The organism is Luteimonas terricola, assembly GCF_004352845.1.
Taxonomy (GTDB): domain Bacteria; phylum Pseudomonadota; class Gammaproteobacteria; order Xanthomonadales; family Xanthomonadaceae; genus Luteimonas; species Luteimonas terricola.
This window is the reverse complement of sequence record NZ_SJRX01000002.1, coordinates 596,086-611,157: the sequence shown is the minus strand read 5'-3', so window position 1 is coordinate 611,157 and position 15,072 is coordinate 596,086. Positions and strand designations below refer to the sequence as shown.

The window sequence follows — 15,072 nt, the reverse complement described above, 5'->3', positions numbered from 1 at the left end:
CCGCCGTGGCCGGGAGGCCTTCGCGGGGAAGTAAAGGAGGAGGCATCCGCCGCCAGGCGGATGCCGGGGGACATGAGCCGCGAAGGCCTCCCGGCCGCGGCGGGGCCCTCCAGCTCACGACGAGGCGTAGCGAAAGAAGCAGACACCTCGTCGAAGCCGCTTCCCCGGAGTTGGCAGATGAACCGGAAATCGAGCGTGGCCGGCGTCGCGATCGCGCCGCAGCGGGCGTCGCCGGGGGTGTGTGCGGGGCGGCTATCCTTTGCGGGTGCACGATCTCCTGTTCCCGATCGATGAGCTGATTCCGGCGATCCGCGAAAGCCTGGCGGTGCATCCACGCCTGGTGCTTGAAGCCCCGCCCGGCGCCGGCAAGACCACGCGCGTGCCGCTGGCGCTGCTCGATGCGCCGTGGCTGGCCGGCCGGCGCATCGTGATGCTGGAGCCGCGCCGCGTGGCCGCACGCGCGGCGGCCGGATTCATGGCCTCGTCGCTTGGCGAAGACGTCGGGCAGACCGTTGGCTACCGCATCCGCTTCGAGAACCGGATCTCCGCCGCGACCCGGATCGAAGTGGTCACCGAGGGCATCCTCACCCGCATGCTGCAGGACGATCCGATGCTCGAGGGCGTCGCTGCGCTGCTGTTCGACGAGTTCCACGAGCGCCATCTCGCCGCCGACCTGGGCCTGGCGCTGGCGCTGGACGTGCAGACAGGGCTGCGCGAGGACCTGCGCATCGTGGTGATGTCGGCGACGCTCGATGGCGAGCGCCTGGCGGCCCATCTCGATGCGCCGCGGCTGGCGAGCGCGGGGCGCAGCCATCCAGTGGAGGTCGCGTATTTCCCGGCGCGTCGCGAGGAGGCGCTGGAACACCAGCTGCGCCGCGCCGTCGAACAGGCGCTGCAGCGCCATCCCGGCGATGTGCTCGCCTTCCTGCCCGGACGCCGCGAGATCGCGCGCGCGGCGGCGGCGCTGGCCGGTGGCGATGCGGTGCGAACCGCCGGCGCCGAGGTGCTGGAGCTCCACGGCGACCTGCCGGTTGATGAGCAGGCGCGGCTGCTGCGCCCGGCCGCCGACGGCCGTCGGCGCGTGGTGCTGGCCACGAACGTGGCCGAGTCCAGCGTCACCCTGCCCGGCGTGCGGGTGGTCGTGGACAGCGGGCTGGCGCGCGAGCCGCGGCACGATCCCAACAGCGGCTTCAGCCGCCTGGACGTGGTGCGCATCGCGCAGGCGTCGGCCGACCAGCGCACCGGGCGCGCGGGCCGCGTCGCGGCGGGCTGGGCGTACCGGCTGTGGCCGGAGTCGCAGCGGCTGGAGGCGCAGCGGCGACCGGAGATCGCGCAGGTCGAGCTTGCGGGGCTGGCGCTGGAGATCGCGGCCTGGGGCAGCGATGCGCTGCGCTTCGTGGATGCGCCGCCGGTGGGCACGCTGGCGGCGGGGCGCGACCTGCTTCTCCAACTCGGTGCACTCGCGACGGGCCCCGGTGCGATGACGATCACGGCACGGGGGCGACGCATGCTCGCGCTCGGCACGCATCCGCGGCTGGCGGCGATGCTGCTGGCGGGCGACGATGCGCCGTCGCGCGCACTGGCCTGCGACCTGGCCGCATTGCTGGAAGCGCGCGATCCGCTGCGGGCGCGCAGCGACGCGGTCGGTGCGCGCTGGCGGGCGCTCGCCGCCTTCCGCGCGCGCCGGGTGCCGCCCGAGGCCAACCGGTCGGCGCTGGCCGCGATCGATGCCGCCGCGCGCCAGTGGCGCCGCCGACTGCGCGTGGACGCGCCGCCGCCCAACGATGTGCCTGCACATGCGCTCGGCGACCTGCTTGCGCACGCCTTCCCCGATCGTATCGCCGCCCGCCACGCCGGCGACCTGCGCCGCTACCAGCTGGCCAACGGCCGCATGGCGCGACTGCTCGACGACAGCGAGCTCCTCGGCGAACCCTGGCTGGTGGCCAGCGAGCTGCGGCACGAAGCGCGCGGTGACGCGCTGTTGCTGCGCGCCGCGCCGGTGGACGAGGCCGCGCTGCGCCGGGACTTCGGCGACCGCTTCAGCGAGCGCGACGAAACCCGCTGGGACGCCGACCGTCGCGCGCTGGTCGCCGAGCGGGTGCGTCGCTTCGCCGGCATCGTGCTCGACAGCCGGCCCGCCGGGCGTGCCGATCCCGCCGCCGCCGCCCAGGCGCTGACCGACGCCGTGCGCGCGCTCGGCCTCGACGTGCTGCCCTGGAGCGAAGGCCTGCGCCAGTGGCGCGCGCGCGTCGCCGGCCTGCGCGCCTGGATGCCGGAGCTCGCGCTGCCCGACCTTGGCGACGAGGCCTTGCTGGCCGGCCTCGACGATTGGCTGCGGCCGGCCTTGGCCGGCAAGTCGCGGCTCGACGCGCTCACCACCGGGGAACTCGGCACCGCGCTGCGCGGAGGATTCGACTGGGCGCTGCAGCAGCGCGTCGACGCGCTCGCGCCCACGCGCATCACCGTGCCGTCGGGCCAGTCGCGTGCCATCGACTACGCGATTGGCGACGACGGCCAGCCGCGTCCACCGGTGCTGGCGGTGAAGCTGCAGGAACTGTTCGGCCTGGCCGACACGCCGCGCGTCGCCGACGGCCGGGTGCCGCTGCTGCTGCACCTGCTGTCGCCGGCGGGGCGGCCGCTGCAGGTGACCTCCGACCTGCGCAGCTTCTGGGACCGGACCTGGCCCGAGGTGCGGCGCGAAATGAAGGGCCGCTATCCGAAGCACCCCTGGCCCGAGGATCCGTGGGATGCCGTTCCCACCCATCGGGCGCGACCGCGCAGCGGCTGAACGGGATCGGGCGGATCACGCCGGCACCACGCGTCGCGCCCGACACTACGCACCTGGTCGTTCCGACCTCGGCGCACCCGCGCCGGCCCACGCAACCGAGGACCCCCGCATGCGCAAGCGCACCATCATCCGCGACGTTCGCGACGCTCTTCCCGACAAGGCCATGGACTTCGCCGGTCGCGTCGGCGACGGGCTCCGCCACGCCGTGCCCGACGGCGCCGGCAAGTGGCTGCACGACGCGCCGCGGAGCGCGGGGCAGTGGCTGCAGGGCGTGCCCGATGGTGCGGGCAAGTGGCTCCAGGCCGGCGTCGCGCTGGGCGCCGCGCGCACCGGCGCGCGTGCGGCCGGCAAGGTCGCGCGCCGCCATCCGGTGGCGCTTACCGCGGCCGCGGTCGGTATTGGCGCCGCGCTGTACGCCGTCGCCCGCCACCGCCGCAAGGCCGCCGAGCGCCGCGCGACCGAAGGCCGTTCGCAGCGGATCCGGGATGCGCTCGACAGCGTCGACGTCGACCCGCATGCCGGCGACCTCGGCGTCGGCCCGGCTCGCGACGTCGGCTGACCCCCCGATGCAGGAGCAGCCATGGCCGCTCCTGCGAATCAGGTGAGGTCCGGCACCTCGGGCAACTCGACCACGAAGCAGGCGCCGCCGCCTTCGCGGTCCTCGTACCAGAGCTGCCCGCCCGCGTTGCTCACGATCTGGCGCGCAAGCGACAGGCCCAGCCCGCTCGATGCGCCGACCCGCGCCGGGTCGCCCTCGGCGATGCGCGTGAACGGCGTGAACAGTTCGCGCTGGCGGTCGTTGGGCACGCCCGGGCCGCGGTCGGACACCCGCAGTCGCCTGTAGCCGGGCGCCCCGCGATCGGTGTCGAGGTCGACGTCGCTGCCCGGCGCGTACTTGATGGCATTGCTGATGAGGTTGCCGGCGACCTGGCGCAGCACCACTTCGTCAATGGCCACCACGGCCGGCCCGATCTCGCCCACGCGCAGCCGGCAGCCGCTGTCCTCGAACTGCAGGCCGTAGCGCCCGACGATCCACTCCACGATGGCGGCCAGCGCCACGCGCGCCTCGGCGTTGTCCGTGGCCTTGCGGGCGGTGGCCTGGGTTTCCAGGTAGCGTCGGATATAGCCCAGGCCGTCCTCGGCGCTCTCGCGGATCACTTCGAGATAGCGCGGGATACGCTCGGGCTTGAGCGTGCCGGAGACCAGGATGTCGCTTGCGAAGACGACGCTGCTCAGCGGGTTCTTGAGGTCGTGCGCGACCAGGTTCACCAGCTCCTGGCGCTCCCGGGCCACGTGCTCCAGCCGGTCGCGCGCGAGCTTGAGGCCGATGTGCGCGTTCACCCGTGCAAGCAGCTCCTCGGGGATGAAGGGCTTCACCACGTAATCGACCGCGCCGACCTCGAAGGCACGCAGCAGCAGCGCGCGGTCCTGGGCGGCGGTGAGGAAGACCACGGGCACCCGCGGCAACAGCGCGCGCACGCGGATCTCTTCCATCACCCCGAAGCCGTCCATGCCCGGCATCATCATGTCGAGCAGCATCAGGTCGGGAGCCTGCGTCTCGGCGACCGCGAGCGCGCCCTCGCCGTTCTCGGCGATGGACACGTCGTAGCCCTGGCGCTCGAGCAGCGCGCTGACCACGCGCAGATTGGCCGGCTGGTCGTCGACGACGAGAACGCGGCCCCGGTTGTTGTGTGCCTTCATTGGCATTGATCCGCAGCTGCGCGGGAGGAGGAGTTGCGCGGCAACGGGCAAGTTAGCAGAAAGACGCAGCGCTGAAGCGGGCAGCGCAGGCGCTGGCGGCCGTCGCGATGACAACGCCTGAACCGTTCAGGAAAACGGCGTTGCGTGTGGCAGCGCGCGCCACTGTCCAGGCGCAAGCGCGTCCAGCGCGACGCCGCCGATCGCGATCCGCACCAGGCGCAGCGTCGGCAGGCCGACCGCCGCGGTCATGCGCCTGACCTGCCGGTTGCGGCCTTCGCGGATCACGAGCTCAAGCCAGGCGTCGGGCACCGTCTTGCGTGCGCGCACCGGCGGATCGCGCGGCCACAGCGGTGGCGCGGCATCGAGCAGGCGCGCCTGCGCCGGCCGCGTCGGGCCGTCGCGCAGCTCGATCCCGTCACGCAGTCGCGCAAGCTGTTCGCGGCCCGGATCGCCTTCCACCTGCACCAGATAGGTCTTGGCCAGCTTGTGGCGCGGGTCGGTGATGCGGTGGACCAGGGCGCCATCGTCGGTGAGCAGCAGCAGGCCTTCGCTGTCGTGGTCGAGGCGGCCCGCGGGATAGACGCCCGCCGGCAGGCCGAAGCCCGCCAGCGTCGGCCGTGGCGGCGTGCTTCTGTCGGTGAATTGACAGAGCACGCCGTGCGGCTTGTTGAACGCGACCAGCACTCAGGGCTTGATGAAACGCAGCGTCATTCGGTCGCTTTCGCCGATGGCCTGGTACTGCTGCCGGTCCTCGGCGTCGTGGCGGTTGGTGGGCGGCAGGGTCCACACGCCGTTGGGATGGTCGCGCGTGTCGCGCGGGTTGGCGTTGATCTCGCTCGCCTCGTCGAGGCGGAAGCCCGCGGCCTCGGCCAGCGCGATCACCTGGTCCTGGCCGACGTAGCCGGACCGGTCCTCGTCGGCCACGTCGCCCGCGGCGCGGTGCTCCACCACGCCCAGCACGCCGCCGGGCTTGAGCACGTCGAAGAAGCCCTTGAACATGGCCCCGGCGATGCCTGCCGAGCGCCAGTTGTGGACGTTGCGGAAGGTGAGCACGGCGTCGGCCGAGCCTGCCGGGCCGAAGACGGGGGCCGCCGGGTCGTAGGCGACCACGCGGGCATCGCCATACTGCTCGGGCTTCGACGCGAACAGCGTGTCCAGGCCGGCCTTGGCGCGTGCCGGATAGTCGCGCCGGTCCTCGGGATAGGCCATCGGGTCGGGGATCGCGGCGACGTAGCCGGTACGCAGCCAGGGCGCCAGGATCTCGGCGTACCAGCCGCCGCCCGGCGTGATCTCGACCACGGTCCGGCCGGTCTCGATGCCGAAGAAGGTGAGGGTCTCACGCGGGTGGCGATGCACGTCGCGGGCCACGTTCTCCGGCGAGCGCCAGGCGCCGGCCAGGGCCTGGTCGAGCAGCGGGTCGGGCGCGCGCATGGACATCGCGACGGGCGGGGTCGACTGCGCGGCCGCATCCGCGTTGGCTGCGGACTCGCCCGCGGGCGTAGCCGCGCAGGCGCAGAGCATCAGCGGCAGGAGGGCTTTGGCTAGCAGGCGTCGGCTCATGGGGCGGCTCCTCGGGGCAGGCGCCAAGCCTAACGGCAAACCGCTCAGACCGTCGCGCCAGCGGCGGGTCGCCCTGCTCGCGCATGCGCGCCACCAGGCCCGGGCTCGCCACCGGCACCAGCCACTCGGGCGGCGCGATCCGTTCCAGCAGGCGCTGGCCCTCCGCGGTCGTGCGGATGCCGGATCGGTGGAGACGCGCTTCGGCCGCGGTGTCACGACCCTGCGCGCGACGGCGCTGTCGCTGTTCCGCTGAGCCCGGGCCGGGCCAGGCGGGCCGCATCCGGGTACGGCGCGACGTCGAAATGGCCACCCCCGCGGAGCCGCGCCTGCACCTCGCGCCACCAGCCGGCGCGGAAGATCCCCGGATGCGCCTCCAGCAGCGCCTCGCGCAGCGGCGGCGCCAGGCCGAGGAAGCGGGTGAACAGCGCGGGGAAGACGTCGTCCCTGCGGGCATAGAGCCAGTCCTCCAGGGGGCGCGTCTCGTCTTCCTCGCGCGGCTCGGGGACGTCGCGGAAGCGCACGTCCTCAAGCAGGCACAGCTCGTCGAAGTCGTAGAACAGCGCGCGTCCGTGGCGCGAGACGCCGAAGTTCTTCAGCAGCAGGTCGCCGGGGAAGATCCCGCTGCGCGCGAGGTCGGTGACCGCCTGGCCGTAGTCGATGACCGCGCGCAGGGCTTCGTCCACCGGCCGCTCGCGTGCGTGCAGGTCCAGCGGGCGCAGCCGGCGTTCGGCGTAGCAGTGGCGCACGAGCACCGCATCGCCTTCGTCCACCACGGTCTCCGCGCACTCCTCCAGCAGCTCCCGCAGCATCGCCGGCTCGAACGCCGCGCGCGGGAAGCGCAGGCGGCGGAACTCCTGCGCTTCCACCAGCCGCCCGACGCGGTCGCGGCGCGACACCAGGCGATACTTGCCCTCGATGTCGGCGCGCACGCTGTCCTTGGGCTCGGCGAAGCGGTCGCGGATGACCTTGAACACCACCGGCAGCCCGCGCGGGGTGAACACCGCCATGACCATCCCGCGCACGCCGTCGGCGCGCACCAGCTGTTCGTCGGGATGCGCCGCGAAGTGGCGCTGGATCTCGCGGAAGCGTTCGGTCTTGCCCTGCTTGCCGCGGCCGAGCACCGAGTACAGCTCCGACACCGGCTTGTGCGGCAGCAGTGCGTGCATGAAGGCCACCGCATCGCCCACGCGCGCGAGGTCGGCATGGAACCAGCTGTGCGCGTGCCCGAACAGCATCGACACCCGGTCGCGCTCCACCAGCACCGCGTCGGCGCGCACGCCCTCGGGCTCGTTCACCAGCGCCACCACCAGGGGCCGCGGACCGCCGGGGGCGTCGACCCGGCCCACCAGGTAGGCACGGCGCTCGCGGTAGAAGACCGTGTCGAGCAGGTCGACGTCGGGGCCGCGCGCGTCGGCATGTGCGTCGAGCCGGCCAGCCACCGCGTCGGCGATCGCGCGCGCGTCGGCCTCCAGGTCGCGATGCGGAAAGCCGCGCGACCTCAGCGCCAGCCGCCAGCGCTCGGAGGCATCCGCTCCGTCCGGCAGCGGCCGCAGCTCGCCCGGGCAGGAGGGATCACCGGGCGCGCCGTCGCCGGGCTCGTGGAATTCCAGCGCTGGCGCCACGCCCTCGGTGAGGAAGAAGCGCCGCGACATCGAGTTGAACAGCGTCCGCGCCAGCGCGGCATCCGCCCGCCCGCTTGTCAGCTCGCCATAGCGTTCGCGCACCGCGGCCCAGAACGCCCGCGACCGCATGCGCTCGCCGACCAGCGCCTCGAAGCGCCCGAGTGCCTCGGCCAGGAAGCCGTCCTGCATGTCGATGCGCGCCACCGCATCCGCCTGCGCCCCGCGCCAGTCCCGCCGCACGAACCGGCGCCGCGCCCGCCGCGTCAGGTCGCCGAAGCGCGCGTCGTAATCCTCGAACGCATCCAGCACCAGGGCTGCCGCGCGCTGGACCAGCGGGTCGGTCAGGAGTGTCGGCATGCCGCCGAGTGTGGCGCAGTTCGGGTCGTGGCGACCACGACCTCAAGGCCCAAAAACTTCTCCCAGCTGAGGCAATGGCGCGCCATTGATGCTCTCGGGCGCCGGGTGCCAAGGCCCTTGAGTGCTCATGTCCCCCGGCGCTGGCCTTGCGGCCATCGCCTCCTCCTTGACTTCGCTCTCAAGGGCCTTGGCACCCGGTGCGCAGCAATACGCGGTGGCCCAAGAGCAAAGCCGGGACCATGCGCATCTGCAGCCGAAGCCGAGCCCCGTCGTGGCCGGGAGGGCGTCGCGGGGAAGTAAAGGAGGAGGCATCCGCCGCCAGGCGGATGCCGGGGGACATGAGCCGCGAAGCCCTCCCGGCCGCGGCGGGGCCCTCCAGGTCACGGCCAGGCGTAACGAAGGAAGCAGACACCTCGTCGAAGCCGTTCCCCCGGAGTTGGGAGATGGACCAAAAAAAACAATGCCCACGACTCGCATCGCGGGCATTGCCGTTGAACAGCGGTAGCGATCAGAGGTGCTTGATGATCTCGTCCGCGAACTCGCTGCACTTCACCTCGGTCGCACCGTCCATCAGGCGCGCGAAGTCGTAGGTGACGCGCTTGCTGTCGATCGCGCCGTCCATCGCCTTGATGATCGCGTCGGCGGCCTCGGTCCAGCCCATGTAGCGCAGCATCATTTCGCCCGACAGGATCACCGAGCCCGGGTTCACCTTGTCCAGGCCGGCGTACTTCGGTGCCGTGCCGTGCGTGGCCTCGAACACCGCGTGGCCGGTGACGTAGTTGATGTTGGCGCCCGGCGCGATGCCGATGCCGCCGACCTGGGCGGCGAGCGCGTCGGACAGGTAGTCGCCGTTGAGGTTGAGCGTGGCCGAGACGTCGTACTCGCGCGGGCGCAGCAGGATCTGCTGCAGGAACGCATCCGCGATCGCGTCCTTGATGATGATGCCCGCGCCCGGCTTGCCCTCGGGGATCACGTGCCACGGACCGCCGTCGAGTTCGACCGCGCCGAACTGCTCGCGCGCCACCTTGTAGCCGAAGTCGCGGAACGCGCCCTCGGTGAACTTCATGATGTTGCCCTTGTGCACCAGGGTCACCGACTTGCGGCCGTTGGCGATCGCGTACTCGATCGACGCCCTCACCAGGCGTTCGGTCCCCTGCCAGCTGACCGGCTTGATGCCGACGCCGACGTTGACCGAGGTGTCGGTGGCCGGCAGGCCGACCGCGGCCAGCTGGTCGTTCCAGGCATTGGCCTTGTCGGCGGTGCCGAAGCGGATCTTGTCGAAGCCCTTCGGGAACTCCTTCTGCAGGAAGTCGAGCACCTTCTGCGCGTCGGCCGAGCCCGGCTCGAACTCGATGCCGGCGTAGATGTCCTCGGTATTCTCGCGGAAGATCACCATGTCGACGTCGCCAGGCTTCTTCACCGGCGAGGGCACGCCCTCGAACCAGCGCACCGGGCGCAGGCAGACATAGAGGTCGAGCATCTGGCGCAGCGCGACGTTGAGCGAGCGGATGCCGCCGCCCACGGGCGTGGTGAGCGGACCCTTGATGCTGACCAGGTACTCGCGGCAGGCCTCGACGGAGGACTCGGGCAGCCACTCGCCGGTGGCGTTGAACGCCTTCTCGCCGGCCAGGACCTCCATCCACTCGAGCTTGCGCTTGCCGCCGTAGGCCTTCGCGACCGCGGCGTCGAGCACGCGCACGCTGGCGCGCCAGATGTCGGGGCCGGTGCCGTCGCCTTCGATGAAGGGAATGATCGGGCGGTCGGGGACGCTGAGTCCCTTCGCGGTCTTGGTGATCGGGCTGCCGCCTGCCGGCACGGCCGGGGTGAAGTCTGCCATCGGTTCCTCCAGGGGGGCCGCGGCGGATCGCGCGCGGCGGAATTGGACGGCCATTGTCGCGCTTCGCGGCGGTGCGGGCAAAGCGCGGGGCGGCGGCGGGCGCGGTGGTTCCGGGCTGCCGCGGCCTGCGGGCATCAAAAAGGCGCGGCCCCTGAGGACCGCGCCTGCAGGCGTGTGCCTCAGCGGACCTCGAAGTCCCGGGTCTGCACCACCTGGCCGTCATGGAGGATCTCCACGCGGTAGTTGCCGGTCGGCCAGCCGTCGGGCTTGCTGATCTCGAAGGCGGTGGTGCCGGTGCCGGTGAAGCTGAAATCGCGGCTGGTCTCGTCCACCAGCTGGTCGCCCTCGTAGGTCCAGCGCGCGGTCAGTTCGCCGGCCTGCGGGGTCGAGGGATCCGAGGACACGGTGGCCACCGATGCGTGGATGGTGTCGGTGGTGGCGAAGGTCGTGGCCGGCGCGGCGACGCGGTTGTTGCCGTCGATGGCGTTGCCGAGGTCGACCGAGGTCACGCTCACCATCGGGGCGGGCGCCGGGGTGGGGGCCGGCGTGGGCGCGGGCGCCGGGGTGGCCACCGGCGGCGGCGGAGCCGGTTCGTCCTTCTTGCAGCCGGCCAGCGCCAGGGTGGCCAGCAGTGCCGCGGCCAGCGCGGCGGGAATCGGGTTGCGGGTCATGGGGTGTCTCCGTGGTGTCGGGATGCGGGGGCGGTCAGTTTTCGGAGGGCGCGGCCGGGATCTTCAGGACCTGGCCGGGCTTGATCCGGTCGGGATCGTCCAGCTGGTCGCGGTTGGCGTCGAAGATCCGCCGCCACTGGCTGGCCTTGCCGTAATGCGCCTTGGCGATGTGCGAGAGGGTGTCGCCCTCCTGCACGGTGTACCCGGTCTCGCCCACGGTCGCCTCGGTCGAGCGGACCGAGGACTGCACGTTGCTGAAATCGGGCTTCGCCGCTTCGGCCTCGGTGCTGCGGACGCTGCTTTTGACGTTGCTGAAATCGGGCTTGTTCCCGGACGCGGTGCCGCCGGGCTTCAGCGACAGCGAGTCCGGATCGTTGGGATTCTGGCGATTGCTCATTCGGGCCTCCTGTGCCGCACGTGGCTGTGACAGATAAGCACCGGTCCTGTTAAGAAAACATCGCGCCGGCGTGGAAGCCGTGGCGAGTTGTCGCGGACGCAGTGGCGGGCCGTGGCGCGCCTACTGCCGCGGATCGCGGCCGGCCGGGGGCGGCGACAGCCCGGGCGTCGCCCGCCAGGGATTGATGTCGAGTCCCCCGCGGCGGGTGTAGCGCGCCTCGACCGACAGCTCCGTGGGGCGGCAGTGGGCGCTGACGTCGACGAAGACCTGCTCCACGCACTGTTCGTGGAAGCCGGCGTGCTCGCGGAAGGACACCAGGTAGCGCAGCAGGCCGGCCCGGTCGATGCGCGGCCCGCGATAGGCGACACGCAGGCTGGCCCAGTCGGGCTGGCCGGTGACCGGGCAGTTCGACTTCAGCAGCGCCGAGTGCAGGACCTCGTGCACGAGGTCGCCGGGATCGGCGGCGAGCAGTGCCGGGTTGGGCGCGTCGTATTCGTCGCAGTCGACCGCGATGCCGTCGATCGACACCGGCGCGGGATCGGTTCCGGGCAGCGTCGCCGCGGCACGGGCCCCGTCGCCATCGCCTTCCAGGCCCGTGCCCATGTCCAGCGGCGGCAGTCCGAAGCCGACCGTGACCGCGGCACCCGCCGCCGCCGACAGGTCGGCGGCGATCCGTGCCCGGACCTCGTCACGGCCGGTGAAGCGGGTGGAGTTGAGCGAGTTGAGGTAGAGCTTGAGCGATTTCGATTCGACCAGCCGCGGCGAATCGGCCGGCACCAGGAAGGTGGCGGTGGCCGTGTCCGGCTTGCCGCGCGGGCCCAGCCAGGACAGCTCGTAGGCGTGCCAGCGGTCGTGGCCGGCAAAGGGCAGGGCGCCGCTGGCGATGCCCAGCGCCGCGCGGCCCTGGTCGCGGGCGATCGGGAACAGCAGGGACGGGTCGTAGCTGCGCGGGTAGGCGACTTCGCGGCCGAGGGGGAGTTCGCTGGTCATGCCGCCATTATCGCGCGCCTGCGTCGCCGGATCCTGCCGTTCGACGCCATTGCGGATCGCCGGTGGCATGCACAGCCTTGCCACGGATTTACGCGGATAAGGGCGGATTTGCACGGATGAAGCAGAGGAAAGAAAGAGCAAAGGGCTTCTGCCGCGGCTGTGAACGGATTGCACCAACCTGGCCGAGCCGCGGCTGAAAGGCTTTTCCCGGCTTCGGCTTTATCCGCGTAAATCCGTGGCAAAAAAGCTTTCTTTCTTTCCAGCGGTGTCAGCCCTCGCCGTGCAGATAGTCGAGTGAGAGCTGCAGCATCGCGCGCAGGCCGACATCGAGCGCGGATTCGTCGAGGAAGAATTCCGGCGAGTGGTTGCTCGGCGCGGTGGCCGGATCCTGCCCGGCCGGCGTCGCGCCGACGAAGAAGAACACCGCGGGCACCTCGCGGGCGTAGTACGAGAAGTCTTCGGCGCCCATGTTCAGCGGCATGTCGATCAGGTTGCCGGTGCCGGCGACCTTTTCCAGGCTGGGCCGCATGCGCGCGGTCAGCGCCGGGTCGTTGGCGGTGACCGGCGTGCCCTCGGTGTCGGGCACCTTGGCCTCGACGGTGGCGCCGTGCGCGGCCGCGACCTTTTCGGCGACGTTGGCGAGGTCGGCGAACACCGCCTGGCGCATGTCCTCGTCGAAGCTGCGGATGGTGCCGACCAGTTCGACCTGGTCGGGGATGATGTTGAAGCGCACGCCGCCCTTGATCGCGCCGAAGCTGAGCACCACCGGCAGCCTGGAGATGTCCTGGCGGCGGCTGACCACGGTCTGCGCGGTGCCGATGATGTCGGCCGCGGCCACGATCGGATCGACGCCGCCCCAGGGCCGCGAGCCGTGCGTCTGGCGGCCCTTGACCACGATGTTGAAGCGGTCGGACGCGGCCATGGTCGGCCCGCTGCGTACGCCGAGCTGGCCGGCGTTCAAGGTCGAGAACACGTGCAGGCCGAACACCGCCTCGGGCCTGAAGTCGTCGAAGATGCCCTGCGCCAGCATCTCCTCGGCGCCGCCCTTTTCGCCGTCGGGCGGGCCTTCCTCGGCGGGCTGGAAGATGAAGAGCACCTCGCCCGGCAGTTCGTCGCGCATGGCGACCAGCGCCTCGGCCACGCCCATCAGCACGCTGGTATGGGCGTCGTGGCCGCAGGCGTGCATCACGCCGACGGTCTCGCCGCGGAAGGTGGTGGTGGCCTTCGAGGCGAAGGGCAGGCCGGTGGCCTCGGTCACCGGCAGCGCATCCATGTCGGCGCGCAGGGCGATGCGCGGGCCGGGCCTGCCGCCCTTGAGCAGCGCGGTGACGCCGGTGGTGGCGATGCCCGTTTGCGGTTCCAGCCCGAGCTCGCGCAGGTGCTCGGCCACCAGCGCCGCGGTGCGCGTCTCGCGGTTGCCGAGCTCGGGGTGCTGGTGGATGTCGCGGCGCCAGGCCACGACCTTCGGCTGCAGCGACCGCGCAGCGTCCGCGACTTCGGCGCGCTGGGCGTCCTGTGCCTGCAGCGGGGCGGCCAGGCCGGCCAGGACAAACGACGACAGCAGGATGCAGGTGGTGCGCGACATGGCGATCTCCCCGGGCAGTACGCCGATGTTACCTGCCGCCCGGCGACACCGGCAGTCCGCTCACGCCGGCTGTCCCAGCCACGAAAGCATCACGGTGGCGATCCCGAAATAGATCAGGATGCCGACGCCGTCGGCCAGCGAGGTGATCAGCGGCGAACTGGCCGACGCCGGGTCGGCCCGGAACCGGCTCAGCAGGAACGGCAGCGACATGCCCATGACGCTGCCGACCAGCACGATCAGCAGCATCGTGGTCGCGACCACGATCGCGATCTCGGGCCCCCCGCGGAACAGTCCGATCGCGCTCACCGCCAGCGCCATGGTCAGCCCCAGCAGGGTCGACACGATGAACTCGCGCCCCAGCATGCCGGCCCAGTCGCGCATTTCCACGTCGCCGGTCGCGATCGCGCGCACCATCAGCGTGGCCGACTGCGCGCCGGCGTTGCCGCCGCTGGCGATCAGCAGCGGCAGGAAGAACACCAGCGCCAGGTTGGCGGCGATCAGGTCTTCGAAATGCGCGATGCCGGCCCCCGAGAACAGGTTGGCGAACACCAGCAGCACCAGCCAGAACACCCGTTGGCGGTACAGCAGGCCGATGCCGGCATCCTTCATGCTGACCGTGAGGGTGCCGAGCGAACCACCGGCCTTGTGGAAGTCCTCGGTGGCCTCGGCCTCGGCCACGTCCATCGCGTCATCGGCGGTGACGATGCCGACAATCCGCCGCTCGCGATCGATCACCGGCAGGGCGATGAAGTCGTAGCGGGCGATCTTGCTGGCGGCCTCGTACTGGTCGGCATCGACGAACACGGTGACCGGATCGGACGCCATGACCTCCGAGACCGGCATGTCGGGCGCGGCCAGGATCAGGCGTCGCAGCGTGGCCACGCCAACCAGGCGGCGGTCGTGGTCGATCACGTAGGCGTTGTAGATCGTCTCCTTGTCCGGCGCGACGCGGCGCAGTTCGGCGATCGCTTCGCCCGCGGTGAGCTCGGGGGTGAGCGTGGCGTACTCGGAGGTCATCAGCGCACCGACGCTGTCGCGCGGGTAGCTGGCCAGGCGACGGATGTCCTCGCGCTCGGCCTGCGCCAGCGCCGGCAGCAGGCGCTCGCGCCGGTCCGGAGGCAGGGTGTTGAACAGGTCCACGCGCTCGTCGGCGGACATCAGGTCGAACAGCTCCAGCACCGCGGGCCGCGACATGCCGGCGGCCAGCGCGGTCTGCAGCTTCAGCGGCAGGTAGCCGAATACCAGCGCGCGCTCGTCGGCGGCGATCAACGCCAGCATCGCGGCCTGCTGGCGCGGGCCCAGCCGCGTCAGCGCGTCGGCCAGGTCGGCCGCGAGCTCCCCGTCGAGCGCGTCCTGCAGGCCGGCCGGGTCGGTGTCGAGTGCCACGGCGATCGCCGCCGCTACCTTGTCGGCATCGAAGTCGCCTTGCGCATCGACCAGGTGCAGGGCGCGTCGACCGCGCGTTGCGTGCTCAATCATGGCGTGTCTCCAGCCGGGCGTGGGGCCCCCACGCTCCGCCACGGACGCGCGCGGTCCAAGGGGGTCGGGAACGTGGAGGATCGAT

At 71.8% G+C, this 15,072-nt stretch carries 12 protein-coding genes; 2 read left to right on the top strand and 10 right to left on the bottom strand.

Going from position 1 to position 15,072, the window contains the following annotated elements:
• Positions 1-265 precede the first annotated feature (265 nt).
• Together hrpB and E2169_RS07520 are read left to right on the top strand one after the other, a co-directional pair.
• Positions 266-2,788 carry an ATP-dependent helicase HrpB gene (hrpB, locus tag E2169_RS07525; RefSeq protein ID WP_132985977.1) on the top strand — a complete coding sequence of 841 codons (2,523 nt, stop codon included), beginning with the start codon at positions 266-268 and terminating at the stop codon, positions 2,786-2,788.
• A 109-nt stretch (positions 2,789-2,897) separates the two neighbouring features.
• Positions 2,898-3,347, top strand: a complete 450-nt coding sequence (locus tag E2169_RS07520; protein WP_132985976.1) for a hypothetical protein — start codon at positions 2,898-2,900, stop codon at positions 3,345-3,347.
• Positions 3,348-3,385: 38 nt separating this feature from the next.
• On the opposite strand, the gene E2169_RS07515 is transcribed toward E2169_RS07520, so the two are convergent.
• The 10 genes from E2169_RS07515 to mgtE all read right to left on the bottom strand — a co-directional run bounded on the left by E2169_RS07515 (position 3,386) and on the right by mgtE (position 14,987).
• Complete coding sequence (locus E2169_RS07515) at positions 3,386-4,489, bottom strand: hybrid sensor histidine kinase/response regulator (RefSeq protein WP_165942361.1); 1,104 nt, start codon at positions 4,487-4,489, stop codon at positions 3,386-3,388.
• 126 nt (positions 4,490-4,615) lie between these two features.
• Positions 4,616-5,173 carry a pseudouridine synthase gene (locus E2169_RS07510; RefSeq protein ID WP_132985974.1) on the bottom strand — a complete coding sequence of 186 codons (558 nt, stop codon included), beginning with the start codon at positions 5,171-5,173 and terminating at the stop codon, positions 4,616-4,618.
• Positions 5,174-6,076, bottom strand: coding sequence for a class I SAM-dependent methyltransferase (locus E2169_RS07505; RefSeq protein ID WP_370465084.1), 903 nt, complete (start codon positions 6,074-6,076; stop codon positions 5,174-5,176).
• A gap of 185 nt (positions 6,077-6,261) precedes the next feature.
• Positions 6,262-8,028 (bottom strand): bifunctional isocitrate dehydrogenase kinase/phosphatase, encoded by a 1,767-nt coding sequence (aceK, locus tag E2169_RS07500; RefSeq protein ID WP_132985973.1) that lies wholly within the window; start codon positions 8,026-8,028, stop codon positions 6,262-6,264.
• A 508-nt stretch (positions 8,029-8,536) separates the two neighbouring features.
• A complete protein-coding gene (gene icd / locus E2169_RS07495; RefSeq protein WP_132985972.1) occupies positions 8,537-9,865 on the bottom strand; it encodes an isocitrate dehydrogenase (NADP(+)) in 1,329 nt (442 codons plus the stop codon).
• 179 nt (positions 9,866-10,044) lie between these two features.
• Entirely contained in the window at positions 10,045-10,536 is a 492-nt protein-coding gene (locus tag E2169_RS07490; RefSeq protein WP_132985971.1) for a hypothetical protein, read from the bottom strand.
• 34 nt (positions 10,537-10,570) lie between these two features.
• On the bottom strand, positions 10,571-10,933 hold the full coding sequence (locus E2169_RS07485; protein ID WP_132985970.1) for a LysM peptidoglycan-binding domain-containing protein: 363 nt from the start codon (positions 10,931-10,933) through the stop codon (positions 10,571-10,573).
• 120 nt (positions 10,934-11,053) lie between these two features.
• Complete coding sequence (gene queF, locus E2169_RS07480; protein ID WP_132985969.1) at positions 11,054-11,923, bottom strand: NADPH-dependent 7-cyano-7-deazaguanine reductase QueF; 870 nt, start codon at positions 11,921-11,923, stop codon at positions 11,054-11,056.
• A gap of 268 nt (positions 11,924-12,191) precedes the next feature.
• Positions 12,192-13,508, bottom strand: a complete 1,317-nt coding sequence (locus E2169_RS07475; protein WP_132985968.1) for a M20 family metallopeptidase — start codon at positions 13,506-13,508, stop codon at positions 12,192-12,194.
• A 60-nt stretch (positions 13,509-13,568) separates the two neighbouring features.
• Positions 13,569-14,987 carry a magnesium transporter gene (gene mgtE / locus E2169_RS07470; RefSeq protein ID WP_132985967.1) on the bottom strand — a complete coding sequence of 473 codons (1,419 nt, stop codon included), beginning with the start codon at positions 14,985-14,987 and terminating at the stop codon, positions 13,569-13,571.
• Positions 14,988-15,072: the final 85 nt, after the last annotated feature.